16 protein-coding genes are annotated in these 22,570 nt (G+C 51.9%); 10 read left to right on the top strand and 6 right to left on the bottom strand.

Annotated elements, in window-relative coordinates; genetic code table 11:
• The first annotated feature begins 585 nt into the window (after positions 1-585).
• The 5 genes from FXF75_RS21580 (at position 586) to FXF75_RS21560 (ending at position 7,125) form a co-directional block, all read left to right on the top strand.
• Positions 586-948: a hypothetical protein gene (locus FXF75_RS21580; protein WP_163524132.1), complete on the top strand. Its 363-nt coding sequence runs from the start codon at positions 586-588 to the stop codon at positions 946-948.
• Positions 949-1,291: 343 nt separating this feature from the next.
• Positions 1,292-2,119, top strand: coding sequence for a hypothetical protein (locus FXF75_RS21575; RefSeq protein WP_163524131.1), 828 nt, complete (start codon positions 1,292-1,294; stop codon positions 2,117-2,119).
• A gap of 273 nt (positions 2,120-2,392) precedes the next feature.
• Entirely contained in the window at positions 2,393-3,337 is a 945-nt protein-coding gene (locus FXF75_RS21570) for a hypothetical protein (protein ID WP_163524130.1), read from the top strand.
• Positions 3,338-3,709: 372 nt separating this feature from the next.
• Complete coding sequence (locus FXF75_RS21565; protein WP_163524129.1) at positions 3,710-5,596, top strand: AAA family ATPase; 1,887 nt, start codon at positions 3,710-3,712, stop codon at positions 5,594-5,596.
• Positions 5,593-7,125, top strand: coding sequence for a hypothetical protein (locus tag FXF75_RS21560; RefSeq protein ID WP_163524128.1), 1,533 nt, complete (start codon positions 5,593-5,595; stop codon positions 7,123-7,125). Before FXF75_RS21565 ends, FXF75_RS21560 begins: the two co-directional genes overlap by 4 nt.
• Positions 7,126-7,198: 73 nt before the next feature.
• Here FXF75_RS21560 and FXF75_RS21555 read toward each other — a convergent pair whose 3' ends face one another.
• Positions 7,199-8,062, bottom strand: a complete 864-nt coding sequence (locus FXF75_RS21555) for a hypothetical protein (protein ID WP_163524127.1) — start codon at positions 8,060-8,062, stop codon at positions 7,199-7,201.
• Positions 8,063-8,185: 123 nt separating this feature from the next.
• The gene (locus tag FXF75_RS21550; RefSeq protein ID WP_163524126.1) at positions 8,186-8,875 is read right to left on the bottom strand and encodes a ferritin-like domain-containing protein; all 690 of its coding nucleotides are present in this window, start codon (positions 8,873-8,875) and stop codon (positions 8,186-8,188) included.
• Positions 8,876-9,282: 407 nt separating this feature from the next.
• On the opposite strand from FXF75_RS21550, the gene FXF75_RS21545 reads away from it, so the two are divergent.
• Positions 9,283-10,185 carry a hypothetical protein gene (locus tag FXF75_RS21545; protein WP_163524125.1) on the top strand — a complete coding sequence of 301 codons (903 nt, stop codon included), beginning with the start codon at positions 9,283-9,285 and terminating at the stop codon, positions 10,183-10,185.
• 692 nt (positions 10,186-10,877) lie between these two features.
• A complete protein-coding gene (locus tag FXF75_RS21540) occupies positions 10,878-13,151 on the top strand; it encodes a hypothetical protein (protein ID WP_163524124.1) in 2,274 nt (757 codons plus the stop codon).
• Between the two features lie 64 nt (positions 13,152-13,215).
• Here FXF75_RS21540 and FXF75_RS21535 read toward each other — a convergent pair whose 3' ends face one another.
• Positions 13,216-14,085, bottom strand: a complete 870-nt coding sequence (locus tag FXF75_RS21535) for a hypothetical protein (RefSeq protein WP_163524123.1) — start codon at positions 14,083-14,085, stop codon at positions 13,216-13,218.
• 348 nt (positions 14,086-14,433) lie between these two features.
• Between FXF75_RS21535 and FXF75_RS21530 the strand changes: the two genes are divergently transcribed.
• Positions 14,434-15,291: a MutH/Sau3AI family endonuclease gene (locus tag FXF75_RS21530; protein ID WP_163524122.1), complete on the top strand. Its 858-nt coding sequence runs from the start codon at positions 14,434-14,436 to the stop codon at positions 15,289-15,291.
• Between the two features lie 70 nt (positions 15,292-15,361).
• Here FXF75_RS21530 and FXF75_RS21525 read toward each other — a convergent pair whose 3' ends face one another.
• On the bottom strand, positions 15,362-17,242 hold the full coding sequence (locus FXF75_RS21525) for a DNA cytosine methyltransferase (protein WP_163524121.1): 1,881 nt from the start codon (positions 17,240-17,242) through the stop codon (positions 15,362-15,364).
• 553 nt (positions 17,243-17,795) lie between these two features.
• Here FXF75_RS21525 and dcm point away from each other — a divergent pair.
• Positions 17,796-19,046, top strand: coding sequence for a DNA (cytosine-5-)-methyltransferase (gene dcm, locus FXF75_RS21520; RefSeq protein ID WP_163524120.1), 1,251 nt, complete (start codon positions 17,796-17,798; stop codon positions 19,044-19,046).
• 124 nt (positions 19,047-19,170) lie between these two features.
• Entirely contained in the window at positions 19,171-20,019 is an 849-nt protein-coding gene (locus FXF75_RS21515) for a MutH/Sau3AI family endonuclease (RefSeq protein WP_163524119.1), read from the top strand.
• A 1,389-nt stretch (positions 20,020-21,408) separates the two neighbouring features.
• Here FXF75_RS21515 and FXF75_RS21510 read toward each other — a convergent pair.
• Both FXF75_RS21510 and FXF75_RS21505 read right to left on the bottom strand, forming a co-directional pair.
• Positions 21,409-21,921 carry a hypothetical protein gene (locus FXF75_RS21510; RefSeq protein ID WP_163524118.1) on the bottom strand — a complete coding sequence of 171 codons (513 nt, stop codon included), beginning with the start codon at positions 21,919-21,921 and terminating at the stop codon, positions 21,409-21,411.
• A gap of 214 nt (positions 21,922-22,135) precedes the next feature.
• On the bottom strand, positions 22,136-22,546 hold the full coding sequence (locus FXF75_RS21505; protein WP_163524117.1) for a hypothetical protein: 411 nt from the start codon (positions 22,544-22,546) through the stop codon (positions 22,136-22,138).
• Between the last annotated feature and the right edge of the window lie 24 nt (positions 22,547-22,570).

Below are 22,570 nucleotides of genomic sequence, written 5' to 3'. Positions count from 1 at the left end.
TTCCAGATGCACCCTTGTGGGGTTGAAGCAGCGGCACCGCGGCCTACGAAGGCTCGAAGACCGTGTTCCAGATGCACCCTTGTGGGGTTGAAGCGGCCGCAACGGCGTGAGAAACAGCGAATAGTCGAAAGTTCCAGATGCACCCTTGTGGGGTTGAAGCAAGGCGAACCAGAAACGCTCGGATTGCCCGGCCGAGTTCCAGATGCACCCTTGTGGGGTTGAAGCACCCCAGCGAGATATTCCGCGTCAACCGCCGCGTTCCAGATGCACCCTTGTGGGGTTGAAGCAAAGGCGATAGGACAATCCATGAATCTCGTACCTAGTTCCAGATGCACCGTTGTGAGGTTGAAGCACGAACAACATGGGGACGACCGTACGAGACACGTGGTTCCAGCACGCGCTGGAACTGACGACCCTCACGCCCGAGGAGGGACGACCGTACGAGACACGTGGTTCCAGGTGTATTCTGGTGAGGTTGAAGCAGATAGTTGTCTGTTACAGTTGTCTGTAACGACTGTTCCAGACGAACCTCCTATAGGTTAAAGCTCAAGAAGCTTATCTCCAAGCTTAAGCAGAAGTATGAGAATGGTGTTCCGGTCAAACTGGAAGCTCTGCGACGAAGCTATAGATGGCTACTTCGGAGTGTCTGAGCAGTCAACTGAACCAGCTGAACCGACTGACGATGTCAGTAACACGGGTCAGTTTAACCGGTCAGACTTACTATTCAAACTTCGTCGTGACAAGGTAAAAGACGAACGGGAGAACGTCCACCAATTGTTCGTTCAAAATGAGACTGAAGCGGACGAGCAGGATGCTCGTCGCAATCTCGATGACCGATTCGATGAAAGTATCTACAAACTCGACGCCCGCGAGGCAATTTATCTCGCCGGAATGCAGAATCCCGACGACGCCGAAGACATCCTCCGTGATTGGGGATACGACCTGTAGCCCTCTCCTGCTAACCAATGCTGAGTTAATTTTTCGCGCTTCCATTAGTTAGTGGTAGTTCGTAGTCGGTCCCCTTGTTTCTGTGAGCCGGGTGGTTTGGTCAAGAACGGAGAGTACTCGTCATCCACTCGCGCAAGATATCGGTACTTGGTTTTTGGGTGTTGCAACGAGGCAGGTGGGCCGGACCCGGCCAGAAGTCGAGGTAAACCCATAGTGACCGTTGTTGTCTGGTGTGGACGGGCTATGGTGGAGAAACAATTGTCTAGCAGCCTCAATAACCTTAATAATCCATCATCTCGTATGGTGGTGGATAGTCAAACACAACGAGTAGAATAACTAACTCATGGCTCGACCAGTACCCAGGATTGGCGTGTATCTGCTTGCACTTGTCTTACTAACTGGCTTCACAGGCATTGCGACGGCGACAACACAAGACTCGCTAAACGAGTGTGAATCAACTGGCTTCGATGAACAACAGGCCATACAAAGACTGAATACGCAGGACCGAATCGTCTTGAAAATCGTGCCGGAGGAGACCGCAATCGCCACCGGAAACAGGACGATGTTCCTCGTCTGCGTGGTGAATCCACCGGAGAACAAGGCGCCCTTCGATCCCTATCTGCAAATCTGGCATTCTGTGACCCCGGACGACCAAGGTCCAGCAATGGAGCTGATTCACCGCACCATCAACGACAGCTCACGCACAAATGCACTTCACGTCAAACAACTTGATAAGCCGGTCAAAGATGGGCGTGGAACACGTCCTCCAATAGATGTTCTCGAACCGGGGGAAGCAGCGCAATTCCCCGTTTTTGTCACCAATTCCTCAGCACCAGCAGAGTACACACTCCACGCTGAAATACTCGTAATCAACGGAGAACACCCATCCTTCCCAAAGCGGGAAAGAGAAGCATCGCTAATTGTTACAACCCCACCAACTCCGCCATGTGGTATCAGCTGTGAGCTTGCACTACTGCTTCAGGAGGTCCTAAACGCTCTGAAGACGCCTCCTGCCGTAGCAAGTGTTATCATTGCCGCATTAAGTCTCATAGCGTATCTGCTTGGGCCGGAGAACATTCGACGCCGTATCCATCGTCTCTTCACTCAAATTCAGCACCACGTCTCGCGGGAATCTACCCAAACACCGAAACAAGACGAAGAAAACGAGTAACCTGAATCCCCAGCAGAACACCTGCACAGATTCTTACCGGCCGAAGTGAACCCTCCCATCTACTCAAGGTCAAGAATCTCGATTCCGGATAGCCCGGAGTCTCACAATCACCCCAACACATTACCGGGGTGTGATGGAGAGTCTCTCGGCTCAGAATCTGTGGAAGAGAATCTTCAAACGAGGGAATCCTGCAGTTGCTCCGTCATGTTTCGCCAACGATTTGTTCATTCCTACCGCAATACATTTATATAACTAAATTAGCAGTGAATTGTAATGCCAGCCGTTTCGACGCAGTTACTTCAGGAACTGGAATCACGGCTCCCTGACATTCCAGAAGGTGTGTATCAAACGTTCACCCATGAAACTGACTTCATCGATATCGCCGTCCAGCAGTTAGACTACATCCACTGTTCTACGGGGACTCAATCTGCGCGAATCCAAGTCAAGGAGTTGCACCAATCCCCGTATATTCGCTACCCTCGACCATCATACATCCGCGATACAAACCCGGAGCTAGGTGATATCCTCTACATCGTGAACTATTTCGAATCTGGCCAAGTTGTCGAACGCCGTGCGTCGATTGCACAAGCGAAGTTCACCAAGGGCAGCTACGACAATCGGAAAGACCGTGTCTGGAAGACCCAGATGCATCAGTTCCATCTTCTTGATACACTCCGAAACTTCAGATTCGACTGGAAGGATGCCGATAAGCGATTCACCATCACGGATAAGAACAAGAGCCTGACCACCTACATCTTCGCGAGCAATTTTCTCCCCCCATTCTTCCAGACGGTCGACCGATCGAAGTGGTACCTCTACGACAAGGAATCAGACCCAACCAAATACACACTCCCTCGTCAAGAACCGTGGGACGTGAACAAATACACCAATCAAGTACTCAGCTTGATTCGACGCCAGTATGGCCAAGCCTTCGAACAAGGCGATACACTCCATGAACTGATTACGTACATGTTCGACCACCAGCGGCCAAAGACATTCACCTCCGGGCGCAGCTCAAATAGCCTCGTGAACCAATCCGGAGACCCAATTCCCGATGGTGGAGAAACAGAATCTGCAAGTAATCCGATGAAGGTGGTTCTTATCGATGTGGGACTCGATACCACAAGCTTCGATTCAGACACCCCCAACGATATCAATGAAGAGGAGTTGAAGGGATTGTACGACCTCGGGCGGAGACAGCTACGCGACATCGAATAATCGAATCCCCTAGACAGCACCGTTTCGCTGATTCTTGGGAAGCATCTCTCTCCAGACGCATCCCTGCAAGGGTTGAAACGACTCGCTTGTTCTGTTGGCAGCCACACCGTCTCCTTTGTTAACCTTGACAGTAGACTCGCTCGAAATTCCACCTATCATACCCGACGATTGGTCCAAGTATACCGTAATACGAAATCTGTCCAGGGATTCTCGGCCATAACAGCAGTCCCTTCATAATGAGACCGACCTGCAGGCCAGTGAGGACCCGCTCAACATTGGACTTAACTCGTACCCAAAAGTACGAATATTATCGCCAAAGGAACCGTCATATTATATAATAGGTTTAATGTGCACTCAAAAGAGAACCCCAGTATGCCTTCTTCACCAACTAAAACATTTGAAGAAGAAATAAACGGGCTTCTTTCGAATCGAGATGTATATAAAATCGACTGGGGAGAAAATAATCTTTGGAGAATATGGAGAAGACACAGTATCGTCTCCTATGAAGGTGATTCTGATACCAGCAATAGTTCCTGGAGGGTGTTTTCCGAATCGATAGAAGAAGGAGATATTCTAGTCGCACAAACCAAAAATCAGGGTTCATACCTTACGTACGGAATTGGAATTGCCCTCGCCGGTTACGAATCCTTGAACCAAAGGGTAATCACAACCGAGAAAACAGAATCACAACTTGATATCTCTACCCATCGAATTCCAGTAAATTGGGTACCAATTGCATCAAATGGAGAAATAGTCGAGGCTCTTCCCTCTGAAAATTTCCCAAATGGCTCAGTTACTAAATACGGGAACGAGAGATTTAAAGCGTTTCTGAATGGTCTTGAACAAGAATCCTATGATATTGGAGATATTCTGCAATCACTGGAATATAATCTCGTCTTGGGAGATATAGATAGCATCATCAACCAGCACTTTCCTGAGGAATGGAAGAGCAGTAGCAGTCGAGAGCAACAAATCAGGGCTGTCGTTACTAAGTTCCTGACCGAAACGAACGAAGATACGACGCGAGAACGTAGGTTAACAGCCCAGAAAAGAGTTGCAAATGAAAACGGTATAGAAATGAATACTGTTCAGAGTAAGTGCGGCCGTGAAATCTGGGACACCCCGGCCGAGGGTGAAGGCTACCAGAAAGGCAGGGTTGACCCCGCACTTGAACAGATTGAAGCTGATTTCGAGGAAAGAATAGAGATTCTACGCAAGGGCTCGCAAAGCACCAAAGCACAGAAATGGGTTCAGCCAGCAAACCCCCTAAAAGAAACCAACGAAGTTGCATCGCTTGATAGTTTATATTTCCCCGATGGGCTTGTCGGCAATCGGTCGCTCACCGCTCAGATTGATGATGCTCTACGAAGTGGGAAGCACATCATCTTGACTGGGCCGCCTGGTTCCGGGAAGACTGAGATAGCGCAAGCAATCGCTGACCACTACGTTGGGGATGAGTACGAGTTGGCAACAGCGACCGATGATTGGTCTACGTTCCACACCATCGGCGGATACCAGCCGAGCCGGGAGCAGGATGACGCGCTCGATTTCAAGCCGGGAGTGTTCCTGCAGCGATTCCTCGACCCAGCAGAACCAGCCGCGAAGAACGAATGGCTGATTATCGACGAACTGAACCGGGCAGATATCGACAAAGCGTTCGGCTCGTTACTCTCCGCACTCACCGAAAACACCGTCACACTCCCCTTCGAGAACGACGATGGGTCGATAGTACTCGTGGGCGACCCAAGTTCAGCAGACGACCGTCCACTCACTTCGCGACACTACTACATCCCGGACTCCTGGCGTCTGATTGCGACGATGAACACCCAGGATAAAGCCTCCCTCTACAAGATGAGTTACGCGTTCATGCGGCGATTCGCATTCATTTCCGTCCCCGTCCCGGACACAGACACTATCTCTTCTGAACTGGTCTCGAACTATGCGGAGACCTGGGGGTGCGACTTCGACGACGATGCAATCCAGAACATCACGAACCTGTGGAAAGCAGTGCAGCCACACAAGGAGATTGGTCCTGCACTCATCAAGGACATCATGGGCCACATTCAGAACCAAACGGATTCTGGAGAAATAGACTATGCTTATCCAGTCCGGATGTACATCGTCCCTCAATTGGAAGGACTTCCTGAAGGACGAATCAACGGGATGCTCAATACAATGGCGAGCGATATCGATGGTTTTGACCGGGAGTTAGTTGCACAGTTCGTCGAGGAGTATCAGAACGTCTCGGTCGAAGGATGAGTAAACCGGAACACGAGGAACTCGTCGAAGCGAGTGCGGATTTCCTCGCGACATATATCGGGGACGTCTCTGTTGACCCGGTGATTCAGGAAGCAGACCCGAATATAGAGATTGAGAACCTTCAGGAACTCCTCGAATACTATTTCCTTCTAACTGGCGAGCAGATTGACTCGCCCGCGGAAGATCGAAGCAATCTCAATCTCACCGCGACTGATACTGGTGGGATAACAAATAGGTACGACGAGCCAATCGGCGTGCTCGATTTTGTCTCGTTACTCCCGGCGAGACTTCGCACGGTCGATCCGGCGACGAGAAAGCAGATAGAAATCTTCGATGGTGAGGTTCGCGGCGCGATAGATTGGAACAAGACCATCGAGCATCGCTGGTCAACCGGCGATACTGTCGGGCAACGGTTTGCTTGCCGGACACGCCAGCGAACAGTCGACACAGCAAAGAACCGCGTTCTTATCGAACTCCTCTCGACCATCACGGAGATTCTCGACCGATTCGATACGGAGATGGCCCCCAACGATGATTCAAAACTGGGCTGGTTCAAGCCATGGGAAGTAGCGGAGTCACGCCCTCGTCGAATCCTCCAAACGAAACTGAACAACGTTTATCTATCCCAACTCTCAACAGGAGACACCGCAGTCGATTCTCGCGACCTCGCTGCAGTAGAGCAGTCACGAGACCCCTTATATAGTGAGGCGGCAATCTTACTCCGGAACTACCGTCGAATCCGTCACGGAGACCTCAACAACCAGGAGATTAAGAACCTGCTCCGATTGAATCTGTTCGCCCCGCCTGAAGACGGTGGAACCTCCGACTTATTCGAATTGTACTGGATTTTCGAGTTGTTGGACCAGTTCGATGACGTGCAGTTCAAGCAGATTACCGACGAAAGAGGCCAAATCGTTGCCGCCTGGGAATCTGATGGGTCGGAGTATCTCTTGTTCCACGACTGGGACGGCCAGCATCACTGGAACGACGACCGCGGCTACGTCGACTACTTGGATATCAGCTGGGACCTAGAAGAGATTCAAGCCTCTACATTTGGGACTCCCTCTCCCGATGGTTTCGCACGCCGACAGTACGCAGTCCACGAACAGAAACATCGACTAAGTCAGTCAGTCTTTGAATCTAGCTTCGGTCGGAAGACACCCGACATCGTCTTGCTGAAACTTGATGCAGACGCAGAAACATACCGGCTTGAAGGATTGTTCATCGCTGAAGTCAAGTGGAGCACCGGGAACAGCTATCTGAAGGAGGGGCTTGAGCAACTTCTTGAATACGGGGCTCACGCTAAATTCGGTGACGACCTCGAGTGGGCAGGGAGATTACCAGCCGACTATATTGCGGCTGATCCTGATATCCTCGAATCGGTGGACTTCGAGTTAGGGTATTTTGTCGGTCACTCGGATGAAATCGCTAATCCATCCCCCTCAGGGATACAGATTAGTGGCTTCGGCGACACTCCTGAACGACCGTTCGCTGAATCCGATGACCAATCGCCAAACGGCCTTGATTAAATCGAGCACTCTCAGGGGCGTCCCACAATCAGTGCTGGAACCTATAGAATAGAGAGTCTCGTTCTCTGTATCTTTAATCCGTTTCTTCGTCGGGGTTCTCAGTAAGATATCGCTGTCCCTCTTCCGTGAGTTCGTAACTCGTGCTGTTTGGTCCAGTTGTCTGGATGAATCCTTCATTTTCTAACTCTACGAGACCACGTAGGACGTCGTGATATGAGACTGGTGTGCAACCGTGATGTTGGAGATACCCCATGACCGCTGTTGCCGTAACTAAATTCCCGGTCTCTTCAAGCGATTCCAAGATTCGCTCTTGCACCCCGTCTTCGATAGTATCGTTATCTGAATCGTCCGCAGCAATCTTCCGCTCGATTCGATTGTATAACGTGACAGCCAGGTTTGCACCAACGAAAAGCACACCTACGATAGCTACACCCTCGAAAAGAACGATAAGCTGTCGAAACAGCACCGCTACGACTCGCCTGGAGTCATAGACATGGATAGGTCTTTTATTGGTTTCGTCCCGCCATTGCTCTGGCGTGGCTCCTCCGTCAAGAGCCGGTGTGAGACCAGCGGTCATCTCGTATCGACCAGCCTCCGATGGCGCGTAAATCGGGAATGTTCCGTTCAGATATTGATCTCTTCCCAACGCTTTCTCGATATTTACTCGGTGAGCTTGTCGCCGTTGATTGATGACAGTACCGTCGGATATCCGCAGCCATTGGATTCTGATTAACTCACGGGAGATGTTGAGTTTCCGTTCAAGATTGGTTACGTTGGAGGAATTATAGTGGCAGTCGTAGACACGAGTGTCTGTAGCGATATACGAGTTTTCTGGCGTGCAGTCAAGATGAAGTATCAACTCTTCTCCATCGATTCGTATGGATGTGGTCGATGTATATCCCTGGTTGTTCGAATCTAAAGTTAGGCTGTCTATCATTGCGGACGGAAGTAGAAACCCAAGACCGACAAAACCAATCAGGACAACAATCAAGATAGATGGGATGAGCCAGAATTCCCAAGTGAAAACTATATCTTTGCATTTTTGTCTCATCTGCCTCTCCTAACAATCTTGATATTCTTCATATCGATTTCTGACTTCCTCTTTACTGAGACTTATATCGAACACATTGGGGAAGCGGTCTTCCGCGTTAAGGAATCGGGTGTATGTAGAATGACGGGATTCAACACTATGTATCGACCGTGCATCCGATTCATGAGCCCCTAAATCAGCAAGGGCACCTGCGTAACCCGCTGTTCCAACCGTCTCTACTTCTGCAGCTGTATCATAGAATTGTTTGTCGTCAACACCGTTCTTCGTCACAAAGTCGAACGTGTACTCGCATTCCTCGACAGGCTCACCGCCAAGGTCCTTGATGATGTTTCGGAGCCGCCAAACATGTGCATCTTCGTGATTGAACAACTCTTCGATTGATTCGTAGAGACTATCCTGTTGAACCTGACTGAAACGTTGGGCATACTCTGAGGTCTCGATTTTTCCCTCATCGGCATTTTCTAAGAAAAGACGGTACATCGCCCGATGCAGCAACTCAACCTCCAGTAGGAAATTGAGAGTCTCGATATCCTCGTTGTCCTGCTTCCGTTTGGTTAGCGGGATGATTGACGGGGTTGTCGTTCCAAGTAATCCGATTCCGTAGAGATACTGTCGCCGTGTCGGGTGACTGGATTGTTCTATCGGTTCAGATAACGAACTCGAGGTTTCACCCGTGTCGTTTGGCTTTGAGTGTTGCATCGTTCCAATTCCAGAGAACCATTTTCAGAATACTACCACTTTCGACCGTTCATCTCCCAATCAGTGAATAGACCACACTAACATCGATTAAAAAAGGAATGAGCAGATGGAACAACAAACAGAACACGTGAAACTAGAAAAATACTGTAGACCGATTCAATCGGTTATCATACTTGAATAGCACTCCCCAATCATGTCATCAGCAATCAACACCGATATAATCGAAAGCACGCGGAACGAGTTTGCACCTACTCGAACCGTCGGTATGACCCTCAAATAAAAGAGTATAGAAGGCTGGTTCCGGCATTCTACACGTATGCGTATTCAGTCTGTGAATTCCCGATATCAATCGACGAACCTACGCTCTCTCCACCGATTTCCCAGGCTCAGGGACAGGAGGCGAGCCGATGAGTAATCGAGACTACGACCATAAGAATGAGCGGAAGGTCGGTCGCTTCCTCGATGAGTATCTGTACGAGAATCTGGATTGGCGGACAGAACGGCAGACGGAGACAGATATACAGCGGCAAGGCTCAGACATCATCGCATCCATTCCCGGCATCGGGTCTAAAATTCATATCGACGAGAAGGCACAGACCGACTATCTTAATAACCCACTCCCGACATTCGCGCTCGAAATCGACTCCATCCAGAACGGTACAAAACGCAAAGGATGGTTATTCAAACCAGACAAGAACACCGATTACTATCTCTTCATCTGGATGGTGGACGTCTACGCATTCAGGCGAAAGCAGACAAGATACGGTGAGAAGATACTCATCGAGCGAGGCGACCACAAACAGCTCAAGATTGACGCTGATGCTCTCCCTCGTGATACAACCAGCGTGATGTGGCGGGATGAAGCCAGCCTCAGAGCCGACGACGATGTAGATAATGATGATTTGCCTGGACCACGCGTGGAAATCGACGCCTCATCTGAAAGTATCGATGCCTTCGAGTCGAACATCGTATCTATCCCAGGAAGGATTACGTCTGGTGGAACGGTCGACCGCCGAGCATTCGAAGCTGAACACATCAACGAGATAGAGTGCCTGCTCGTTGACCGAGACACATTACAAGACTACCTCGCCGCGGCAGGATTCGATAGAACAACAGCGAACGACAAAGCCACTGAACTCCGAAACAGAAACAACTACGGGAAAACCGACGTGAACGCCCCCGATTTCTACTTCTACTACACATCACCACGCCAGAAGAACGAAGAACCGATTAACATCGTCATGTACCGACGACAACTCGAACAACTTGCCGAAGAAACCTACACAGTCACCCAGAACGGAATCCAGTGACGGATTCTCTTGAAACCCAAGTAGCGTGCGGAGCAGCTGAATCACTGGTGTTGTCCTCCGACATGGCGTCAACAATATACGCCCGAAAGTCTTCTCCCTTCCGCCGAGACAAAAATTGAGATACACGCTTCGAGAACTCGATGAATTCGCTGTTCTCCTGGAATGCATCAACCTCGAAGACTTTGAGATCCTCGACATCCTGTGAGCGTATTTTGGGTGGAGTGTCGGGGTGTCGCTGACACCATGTCGTGGTGGCTATGCTAACCCATCGATGAGTTAGCATGGTTACTCGCCGCGGATACCACCCTCCATGAGTTGTACCGTCAGGAGGTGTTCGCCGTTTCGTGTCTTGTCCTTACAAACTGTACGGGAATGGGGGTCGTGGAGAAGCCATCGCCAACAGCGTCTGTGGCTGGGAGCGAAACGCACCTCAAGTAGGAATAGAATGGTGCGTCGAAGTGAATCGGTAGGATTGAAGTCTATGGGTGTGCTTGGCCGTGAGAACGGTCGTCTCTCGGTCGGCGGTGAGAACCACGTCACACTCACCCCACTAACCGGAACCGCCACACCACTCGACACCAACCCGGAGTCAGTACTGGAATATCTCGAACTCCTGTTCGCCAACGGCTACCCCGTAGGAACCACTCTTGTCTTTCAGATGGATTTATTGGGATTTATTCATATGGTGTGGTATGGATGAACTGACCGCGAACATCTCATTCGACAGATTCGCGGACATGCCGGAATTCTACGGATCGGGCGCAGCCAAATACCGTTTGGCGATGGTGAAAGACCGAGACGATTTCCTCGACCTCTTCGAAGGGGCCCGCCATGTAGACGCAGTAACGTACGCAGAAACCCCCGATTTGATGGTGAAGATGCTCACCGACTACGATATCGGGTCATTAGACGTACTCATCGGGAATGCTGACGACTACGCCGACCAAGTCGATGCCGTCTCAACCGCTCGGTCGCTAGTGCAACTCCGGCAAGACGACCGACTGACAGTGCGACTGAAGAATCGAAAGATAGTCCACTCGAAAATCTACCGTGTCGTAATGCCAGACGATACAGTGAAGCTCGTGCAGGGATCTGCGAATCTCTCACGGAACTCCTGGGACTACCACACAAACCAGATTTCAGTCTTCACAACCGAAACCGGGACAGAACTAGACACAGAGTTCAAGAGATTCATCGATGAATACCGCGAGGAATACAGCGACCAGACACTCCTAGAAGGCTTGGTCGAAGCACTTGAGGCGGCCGACTCACCGGAAGAGCGAGAGAACCGAATCGAGTACTGGGTCGGTGCGGGAGACCTTGACGTGAGCGACACAGCCGCCTTGAACCAGGATGCCGTCGAGGATTTAAAAGATGTCGCAGACAAAGTCACCGCCGTCGTTGATAATCCAGACGAAGCCGATGAAACGGTCGCGTTCGTCGAAGATCCCGAGAATGCCAACCGGACCGTCATTGAACCTGGTGAGTCGACAGCCAACGAGGACTCAGACCAGAGTGAAGACGATGATGAGTCGCCGGATGTTGGACTCGTCGAATCAGACCACGAGACGGATTTGACGGACACGCTTGACCGGCCGCGCGTTCGAGCACCTGACGAGAAGATTCGAATGGGGACAAGCAAGGTGGACAAAGATTCCGCTGACGAATTCGGGAGGAGTCTTCGAAACCGCGGCGCGACCGTTGAAGACCACAGCATCACCGCGCCACTAAGCGCGTACACCACCCAAGTCAAGGAATCGACATCCATCCCAACGATGTCTGTCCTTCCTGAAGCCGAACAGATTGTTATTGGCGAAGACGATGAGATGATTCTGGTCGCCACTGAGGAACCGACACCCGAAGTCTTGAATCATTGTCTGGAAACCATCGAAGACTACATCCAGACGGTCGATGACCACGGCCACACCCAATCGGAGACCGCGGTGATGGCACAGATGTATGAAGCATTCCTCTACGGATTTTGGGCTCCATTCGCCAACCAGTACGCTGAGTCATTGTCGTCGCCGTCACGGACACTCGATAACGTCCTCCAGCATCTCTACATCGAAGGAAAGAGTGACGCCGGGAAGGACAAACTCACCGAGTACATTCTCCGACTCGTCTCTGACAACACGGTTATTTCTGGGGTTGACGCAGACGATGTCGGTGTCAAGGAGGTACGTGGCGTCCGCGAATGGGACACAAGCTTCCCATACGCAATCATCGACGCGGAGAAGGAGAAAATCCAGCGATGGAGCCCAATCCGGAATTATTGGGGTGACTGGACGCCGACCAGCGTCGACCAGCCCTGCTTGATTTTCACCACGAACGACGCACTGCCAAAATCGGAATTCCGGAATCGCATGAAGATTCTGAGCATGGACGTCTCATTCCCCTCGAACCCCGAGGACCCAGGGTTCCGTGAAGCCCAACAAGACCTTTCGGATGTGTTGGAGCGACAGAATCCAATCTTCAGTTATGTTGCCCGACGGATGCTCACCGAGGAACCGTGGACTGACGGAACGGGGACAATCGAGGACGTGCGCCGTATCTTCCGCGAGTTCTACGACAAAGCCAATCGAGAACAACCAGAGTACTTCCCCGCTGAGGAACCCGCCGAGAAAACATACGACACGGGACGGATGAAATGGCAGCGCGACATACAGGGCGGTCGCGTCACATTCGAGTCTGAACCCAACGCAATCACCGCCAATTTCGACCGCGAAGACTACGAAGTATACGACTATGAGAAACGTCTACCCAAGCGATTCATGTCTGAAAAATCCTCGAGCAGCGTCTATATCGGTGCTCCCGAGGAATTCGCCGAGTGGATTGGGTACTCCGTCGACGAACTACTCAGCGGTGTCGATGAAACCGGGATGGACACCGCACCGTCAGCCGAAGCACAAGACGCGTCTGACGAAGACAGCTCCGGTGGATTCTTCTCCCGATTGCTGAGTGATTAGCCTTCATCACATCCAACGGTGAACAATCACAGCAACCCTCTATATGTGTTCGAGGTCGAACTTCTTATTCTGCGCCAAGTATACCGTCAGTGATTGCTTCAGCTTCGCTCCGAGTGATTGGTCCGACACCTCTCCCTCTTTGGAACTTGTTGAGCACCCCCGACAGATTGAGGTCGCCAGTGATGATTCCAAGGATGGAGATATGCGTCAGAAGGGTGTTGATTCGTCCAGTGCGCGGCCAGTCCCAGTCTGTTTCTCCACCATCAGTTTTCCCATAGTAGTATTTACAGTCCTCATTCCACGCCATCAAATCGTTATAATGCAGGAATGCTTCCAAGCTCATTCCGCCTAATTCCGGGACGACCTCCGACAGAGCTTGAACCACATCCACTGGTGGCTCGTATCGAAGCATAGTCGGATGCTGCTCCCCCCAGAACTCGCTCAGAGGTTCGTCTGCACCGTTGATTCGACGAGTCTGCGTTTCGACGTCATAGTCTCGTCTATGATCGACCATGAAGGCCATCCGGTAGAAGAGAGCTGCAAGGGCGCGGGCGGGTTCGATACCCTCTTCTCCGAGTGCTTCGAATTTCTCGAAGAGTGTATCCCAAACATCCCTGAAAGAGAGGTCCGGCCCATAGGAGCCATTCGGGAATAATGTACGTGGACGGAAATCCCACGGGCGGTGGTCATCTTCATCCCGAATAGCTTCCTTCCCGGGATATTGGATGAGGAGTCGCTCTCCTTCTTTTGTCTCCACCATTTCGATTTGTTTCTCTCGCTGGTTGTGTTCTAGGTTTTCGCGAGATAATTGGCCAATCCAATTGATGTTGGCCTCGCGTTTCTTCCGCACAGGGCCAGTCTTTCCAGAACTCCAGTGTTTCGTCTGTAGCTGGTTCCGATACTCGTCTAGACGGAAGTCTCCTTCACTGCTCATCAGTTTTCTCAATTGCAATGTACTGGTTTAACATTTCGAAAAGCTAGCCAGTCCGACGAGATAAATTTCAGTACATCGGACAAATTGGTGGGTGCAGGTTTTTCCACTGTGAACCCTATTTAGGAAGACACTGTACGGTTTCCCGTCCGATACGCCAACCAACAAACAATATACGCCCATCGAAATTGGTTGTTTTCCTTGTCTTTGTCTATGGTCGAAGGGTCTCGAGATAGAGTTTGGTGACTAGAGAAGAGGCTTTCAGTCTCTATTCATTCTCCATCAAAGAGGGAACTGCCAACTTGAGGTAATTAGGTATCTATAACTATCGGCCGTGGTCCACGCCATGTTATGGACGCAACCCCTATCGGCCGGGACGCATCACGTGCCGAAATAGAACGCGCCTCAAACGCGTTACTCGGCCATACCACCGGTGAAATCGCTCAAACAGACGTCACCGATGTCGACCCTGTCAAAGTAAAAGGCCAATTCGGAGAACTGCTCGAAGCCTACTACGGGATGGAGTTAGACAACGACCCCGAACCAGACTTTCGAAAAGCTGAACTCGAACTCAAATGCAAACCACTCAACATATCCTACAACGATTATTTCTATCCCAAGGAACCGCTCAGCGTCGGAATGATAGACTACGAGGAAGTCGCACAAACAGAACACTGGCGAGATATCGAGAAACTCCAGCGAAAATTCCTGAACCTCCTCATCGTCTGGTTCGTCCACGACGATGGCAAACGAGATGACTTCCCATTCGTGTGGTGGCAAATCTGGTCCCCATCGGAAGAACTGGACGAACAAATCCAAGCAGAGTATGAAGCTATCCGACAACAAATACTCGACGGAGAAGACCTCAGCCAAGAAGAAGCGGGGAATGATATCCTCCAAACGTGCCCGAAGCATAACTATGACTTTGCAAACCGGGAACCCGGTTCCTTTGTGGTCTCAAGCGGCCATCCACATCTAGAGAAACCGGAACGACGGAGTTGGCGAATCCCATGCCGATTCTTGATTAAGATGCTTGCCGATTCCGCTGGTATCGACACCGTCGACTACGGACGCTCAGAGAAGGTCGAAAGAGAAGCTCTCTGGGAGCGTGCTCGGGAACGCGCTGAAGATTCTGCACCAATCGAAGCCTTCCTACCGGACGACACCGCCCCAACGCAGGCCGAACTGAACGACTTCTCAGAGAAGTAAGGAAGGTAACGTCCGCCACCCATAACCAGACTGTTCCGGTCTCAGAACAGATGTACGTACACTTGCTTTGTTAATCGCTTTCTGCTGGAATCTTCCCGCCAGCCTGCATCACCATCGATTGTAGTTGGTCGTCCACCCATTCGTCAACGCAGTCGTAATCGTTACTTTCAGCGACTCTCGAATCGTCGAATCGGCAGGGCGCGGACTCGAACGCTGCCGCAGTAATCGCGTCCTCATCCGAGAGGTACGCGTCCTCAGGATGCGTGCGAAGCCACTTCGCACAATGGTTGAGCTTCACCGAAAGGTAGGCCGCTCCGACTGTCTTCATGAGAACACGAACCGGAAGGTCGGTCCCATCGAACACCTCCGGCAGCGACACCGTCACAGATTCGTACTCGTCCTTCGGGAATGCGGAATCGACAACGCCAGATCCATCGTAGGCGGAGATAGTCGATAGCAGGTCAAATTCTAACGGCTCATCGCGTTCATGGCGTCGCGATCGAATCGCCTGTAGGGTGGTGCAATCTGGAATATTTGGCCCGAGTTCTGTGACGAATCCGTCGAGGCACGAGGCAACTTGGGCGGCGAGGTCGGGGTGCTGGCTGACCATCGACTCGACGAACTCCGTCGCCTCTGGGAGAGAAATCGGTTTCGAGACAACGTCACTCGAATATCCGCGATACAAGATGACGCCGTATTCGACAGGATGCGCAACAGCGTCATCTATATCGGCTGCAGTCGGCCGTTCTGGGGTGGCGTCTTTGTCCGTTTCAACGTCGACACGGAACGCTTGCTTGTTGTCGAGCGGGACGTGATGGCGGAAGTTTCGGGCGATACTCAGACTGCGACGTCCCTTCCAGGATGTGTCACGGTCGTTCAGGTTCGTCTCGATAGGTGGGCATTCCTGGCTGACCTCCGGTTGCTCGGCCACATCGACTCCTGCATCCCGTTGGATGGCCTGGGCGAGATGGAAGGCCATGGTGGGTGGGACGGCATCACCGACTCGTCGCCATTTCTGGGCTTGCGAAGTACCCGTGAACTGGTACGTAATCGGGAACCCCTGGATGGTCGCAATCTCTCGAATCGTCGGCTTACGGAATCTGCTCAACCCATCCGGTGCGGTCTCTTCTTCCATCACCAGCGTCTCGCGTGCAACACGACGATTTGTTGCTAACACAGTCCGCGAGGGGACATCCGGGTCGTCCGGGAAGCTCATCTTGCCGTAGAAGGAGTGGTCTTCCTTCCGGCGTCGAATCTCTTCCGCCTCGCGGTTCGTGACGTGGCTGTTGTAGAAATGGTCGGTCAGTTCGTTCTCCTGGAGTTCGATGTCGTAGTTCGGGTCAGTGATGGTACTCTCGGGGGCTGGACTGTCCGTGGGACGCGGGAAGTGCTCGCGAATTTCACCGAAGCTGAAGACTGGTTCGTCGGATGGCTCGGGACACGGGAACTGGCCGGAGAACAGACGGCTACGTCGCTGCGGGGTTCCGTAGTCATCACCGTCGAGGATGTGCTTCTCGAGGTCGAGCGAGCCCTCACGGTCGAGCCACGGGATATCAGCGTATTCGACGTGTTCCGGCAGATAGTTATCCAGTCGGGGAACGTTCTCCATGACCCAGTAATCAGGGTCAAGTTCCGCAACGAAGTAGAGGAACCGTTTGACCAGCCGCATCCCTTCATCGATGTCACCACCACCGCCTTGCTTGGCCCACGAGAACTCACTGCAGGGCGGAGAACCGATGAGGAGGTCGATGTCTGATGGGAGGTCCTCGGGTTCGATATCACAGACGTCCGCTTCGATTACCTCGGTCTCAGGGTGGTTCAGTCGGTGGGTCTCACAGGCTCCTTCATCGATGTCGACCGCATGTGTTATCTCGACACCAGCTTGCCGAAATCCTTCGCTCAATCCGCCGCCGCCACAGAAGAGGTCGACCGCGGTCAGGGACTTGGACATGGTACGGCTTCCTCACTCCCTTGATAAAGAGCTTTCGATCCCCTCGTCTGGAGGATGGCTGATACATCCATTCATGGAGGACCATCTCCCGAATATTCCCTCATGGTTTCCCCGATTACAAGACGATATCTCGGGATCTTAGGGTACAACAGGGGGACGGAAGTCACTACTTCGGAGCGTAATATAGGCAGAATGCGCTTGACCGAACAAAGGGGTTTGCAGCAGAGTACTCCTTGCCGCCGAAGTGCCACGCCGAGGAACATGCGGAGTACAGCCAGCAGCAGGCTGAACTGAAAGAGAAGGTGAAGTTTCGTCGCGATAGGTCAAAGCGCCGGGTTGACCAAATTATCTCGGACGAGATGCTTTGGTTTTCGCATCTGAGTGAGCACGAAGACCCCGTAGAAGGTATACTAACAGCATGGACCAACGCCGCTCGTCGGAAATTCGAGGAGATGGCCTTGTATTGGCATATTGGGGAACAGTTCATGCTTCAGATACCCTGGTGGAAGAATGCGATAGATTCAATTCCCGGTCTCACATTGGCCCATCCAGAATGGGACTTGAGGTCGTCGAACTGTTCGCTGGCGTTGGGGGTTTCCGACTTGGACTTGAGGAGGCTGGGCACGAGGTCATCTGGAGTAACCAGTGGGAGCCTAGCATCCAGGCCCAGCACGCCTCCAACTGTTATGCCAGTCAATTTGGTGATGATAACCACACCAACGTGGACATCAAGGAGATTGACGAGACCGAGGTCCCGGACCATGAGTTGCTGGTCGGTGGGTTCCCCTGCCAGGACTACTCGGTGGCCCAAACCGGGGCGGAGGGTATCGAAGGGGAGAAGGGTGCGCTCTGGTGGGATATAGAACGTATCGCGCGGCAGAAACGCCCACGGTATCTCCTCCTGGAGAATGTGAATCGACTCCTTCGGTCACCGACCGAACAGCGTGGTCGCGACTTCGGTGTTCTTCTTCACTGCCTCCACGATATCGGCTACAACGTCGAATGGCGGGTCATCAACGCCGCCGACTACGGGTACCCGACGAAAAGACGACGCGTCTTCATCTTCGGTGCGCGTCGAGACACCGAGTGGGGAGGTTGGCTGGAATCACACGGTGACCAGCCGAACTACTTCACCCGTCGGGGGTTCTTCCCCCGGGAGTTTCCGGTAGACAACCGCCAGCAACAACAGTTCCCGGTCGCGCGGAACCCTGACGCCTCCCTGCTCGGTGACCCGAAGGAGACGAGCGAGAGCTTCGAGTTCCACTTCAAGAAGTCCGGTGCGATGGTCGATGGTGATGTTTGGACACGGGATGTCGACCCTGAGAGTGAGTGGGAGACGACGCTCGGTGACGTTCTCGAGACTGGCGGTGTCCCTGAGAAGTACTACCTCTCAGAGGATGAGATTGAACGATGGGAGTACATGAAGGGTTCGAAGGAGGAGGAACGGGTGACCGACGAGGGATACGAGTACACGTTTAGCGAGGGGGCGATTCCGTTCCCCGATCCGCTCGATCGCCCATCCCGGACTCTCTTGACCAGCGAAGGAACGACCTCGCCAGGACGAGAGAAACACGTCGTTGAGGACCCGGCGACTGGCGACCTCCGTATCCTAACCCCTATCGAGGTCGAACGTCTCATGGACTTCCCCGATGGATGGACGGACACAGGAATGCCCGAGAACTGGCGATATACCTGCATGGGGAACGCGTTGGTGGTGGGGCTGATTGAGCAGATGGGGAGGACGCTCAACCAGGACCCCGAGATGGAGACCTCCCACGCCTTCGCCCAGATGAATTCTGGATAAGCCCTCTTACTCATCAGTACCTACAGTTTACGTCCAGGATTTAATGCAAGTGATACAATTGTTCAGGTCTATCACCTAGGGGTTCAAAACCCGGTGATGAGACCGGTACGATGGGTCAAAGAAGATGGACTTCGAACCTATCGGCCAAGATGCAACAGAAGAAGAGATTAGCGAAGCCGCGAAGGTACTCTTAGGAGAGACGTTCGGGGAGATTAGCGAAGACATCCTCGGGATGGCAGATGACGAGCGCGCTCGGTCGAAACACGGTGCTGCTAATGTCATCGAGGAGGGCTACTTCGGGATTCCCATCAACAGTTCTCCGAAGCCGGACTTCCCAGATGCAGGAATCGAGCTCAAGGTGACGCCGCTCAAGCTCACCGGCGACGATGATTTGGTTCGTCCGAAGGAGCGACTCGTCCTCAGCATGGTCGACTATAACGCCATCGCTGAGGCCGACCATTGGACGGACGTCCCCGCACTCCGGAAGAAGCTCTCGAAGATGCTCATCATCTGGTACGTTCACGTGGTCGGCGAAGACCGCGCCGACTACCCTGTCGTCTGGGTCGATATCTGGGAACCGGATGAGACGTGGTCACAGCGGTTGCAGGATGACTTCGAGACGGTCAAGGAGAAGGTGCTCGCCGGTGAGGTGCCGAGTGAACGCCACGTAGACTATCTGGGAACCTGTCCGAAGCATGGCGGCGGCTATATCAAGGAGAACCCGTCGGAGTCTCCACGCAGTTCGAAGGTTGCACCAGACGCCCATCCGGTCCTTGACCATGCAGAGAAACGGGGATGGTCCATCGCCCTCGGAGGGATGATGGATGTCCTGTTGGATTCAACCGGCCTCGAGAAATCGAAAAGCGGTCGTTCAAGAGGTGTCGACCTTGAGGAACTCGAAGAGCGGGCTGCCGAGCGGAGTGTCGATGGCTTCGATGGATTCGATCTCGAGGGTGGACGGTTGGTCATCTGACCTTCAAGCCTTCCGTCTACTGGGTGTGACGGGATAGCGAAGAGTCATCATCTACGTCTCAGGATTCCGTATCTTTATACGTCGATATCTATTTTATTATGGTTCTATACGGAGTTGTATTAGGAGCGTCAGATGGGGGCCATTATCTTACCCGAAACGGGATGCTTACTATGATAGCTCTCGGGGTTTTTCTATACCTATGCGTAGGACCCATATATTATGAAATCGGACGAGACAAGAGTAATCGACGGAGATAATTGATGTCCTCCTCCGCGTAGCTCACCCCGTCCGTGTCTACCGCTGGAACTGAGAGACCGACAGGTAGCCATAGGATGTCACCGCCACCAGGGGCCACCCAAAGGGCTAGCCAACACCTCGAATGAAACCAGCGGTTCTCTGAGGTCGTGTCCCAGCCAGATTATGCGCCGAGTTCCGTCGTGGCAGAGTACGATATGGGGTACTTCCGGCGGCTATCGACCGGGCGTATCTCCAGATTCGGTGGTACGAAACAGACGAGTTCACCGTCCACTACTCCGTGCAGTTCACCGATGGTGACCACGGGGAATGTCGATGGGACCGCCATTCGAACAGCCACAACACCCGCTCGCACTTTCATCCACCGCTAGATGCAACGACGCCTGGTGACGATGCAGAGGACGCAAGCAACTAGTGGGATGTACTCCCAAGCGTTCTTGAGAACTTAGCCGACCGAATTAAAGCGTTCTGAGGGTGAATGTCAAACGTCGTCTTATCTTCTCTTGGGTGCAGAACAGTTACGCAGTCAGTGAACCCCGTGATGGAGTGACCGCGTGAGTTTTACACTCCCTGAGAGGTGCGGGGGACTCGAAGTCGTCCCTCGAATACAACTCGTTTTCTCGTGCAGCGACCGAGTCGAAATCGACCAATGACGAATTGTCACCGACGGAGTCCATCGAGCGGCGCGACGTCGGTTTTTCGCTCACGGTGAAACTCAAGCGGGGAACCGGAACATGGGATGAAGACCAGATTAAGGCGAAGATGAAAGCGAAAACGCTCGACGACGCTCGTGACGAGATGGACGCACTTCAAGCGTATATTCGTGACCTTGCCGAGGAAACTCGTCAGATTCAACCGGCGGAGTGGGACGGGGCGGAAGGCTCTGTTGAAAGCCGTTGGGTGGTTATACATTCCGGCGGTAGTGAAGTCGACTGTGGAAGCCTTCGAGGTTGCAGAACGACAGTCTGGTGATGCTCACCACTTCGGTGAAGTGCGGTGATTGAGCAACCCTCATATTTTGATTTTCTACGAAGCACCGACTACGACCGTGGACCGTCAAGATAATCTTATAACGCTAATTGAGACTTCCACCACACATCTATTCCAATTTTCATTTATGAACACATTATATATTCAATTAATATCGGATAATTTTTCTTTGGCGTTCTGTATGAGGTCACGTAATGTCCGCATCTGTTCACTATCCTCTAGGTCTGGATTCACCTCAATAACTTTCTCGTGGAATTCCTCAGCTGCATTAACGACACCCTCAATAAAGGCTCTCATCGTGATTGGGACACCATCTTCGGGTACGGCATCGTTTTTGGGTTCACCGGATGACTTCACTAGCGACACGAAGATAGTCGCATTTTCAGGGTCAAGAATAAGGTCATTAGGAATATTATAAAATGTCAACTCGTTCCTATTTCCGGCGAGGATAGACTCAATCGCATCCAATTGTTTTCGTAGGTTGAAATATACATAATCATCAAGATAAAACCTATCACCGGATGCACCAGTCAGGTCATACTCACCGGCTCTAATTGTGAGGTCCGCTAATGGGTTTGGGTCCCCACTTTGGACCTGTTCGTGGAACTGTTCGTCGTAATCAATGACCAGCTCGAACATATTCTCTTTGTCAGTCATCTTCCCATGCGTTATCCCATTTCGGGACATTTTGACCTGGGGGATACGCTGGTATCACTTGTCCGTTGTGACCGATAACGACCCCCACTTTCTCAATATCGTACTATAATTTAGTGGCTCTACAATTGTGCTTTTACTAACTATTTGTCTACGTCTGCTCGTTCTTTTACGCCGGTAATTCGCTTTTGGGGATGTTTCGATTGGGATTCCCACTTTACTGAGCGCTCTTTATTTCTTGCAGATGCTCTCGGAATTCCCGTATTTGATTGTGGTTCGTTACATTGGGGTCCAAGCTAATAATCTTGTTTATCGCCTCAGTAGAGAAGCGGAGTATCTCTTCAATTAGAGCCTGCTTGCTGACAACGACTTCAGGCTCGATGGAGAGTCGTTCCTCCGACTCTTCTGCACCCGATTTGGTGAAACACTTGGCGAAGACCACTTCGTTCTCATTTTTCGATTCGAATACAATATAGGTAGGACCATCACCAGTCATGATGATTTTCTTCTCATCCTGTCTTATCTTTTTGACTGCATCAAGTGCTTCCCCAAGGAAGTTTAAGAGATAGACGCCCGTGTATCCCTTTTCAGGACCGGAGATAGCTGTGTCCCCAGCTCTTATTTTCAAATTCGCTAGAGGATTGTACGAACG

It is taken from the genome of Halorussus sp. MSC15.2 (assembly GCF_010747475.1).
In the GTDB taxonomy this organism is placed as follows: domain Archaea; phylum Halobacteriota; class Halobacteria; order Halobacteriales; family Haladaptataceae; genus Halorussus.
The sequence above is the reverse complement of the archived record's forward strand: the minus strand, read 5'-3'. Positions and strand labels throughout refer to the sequence as shown.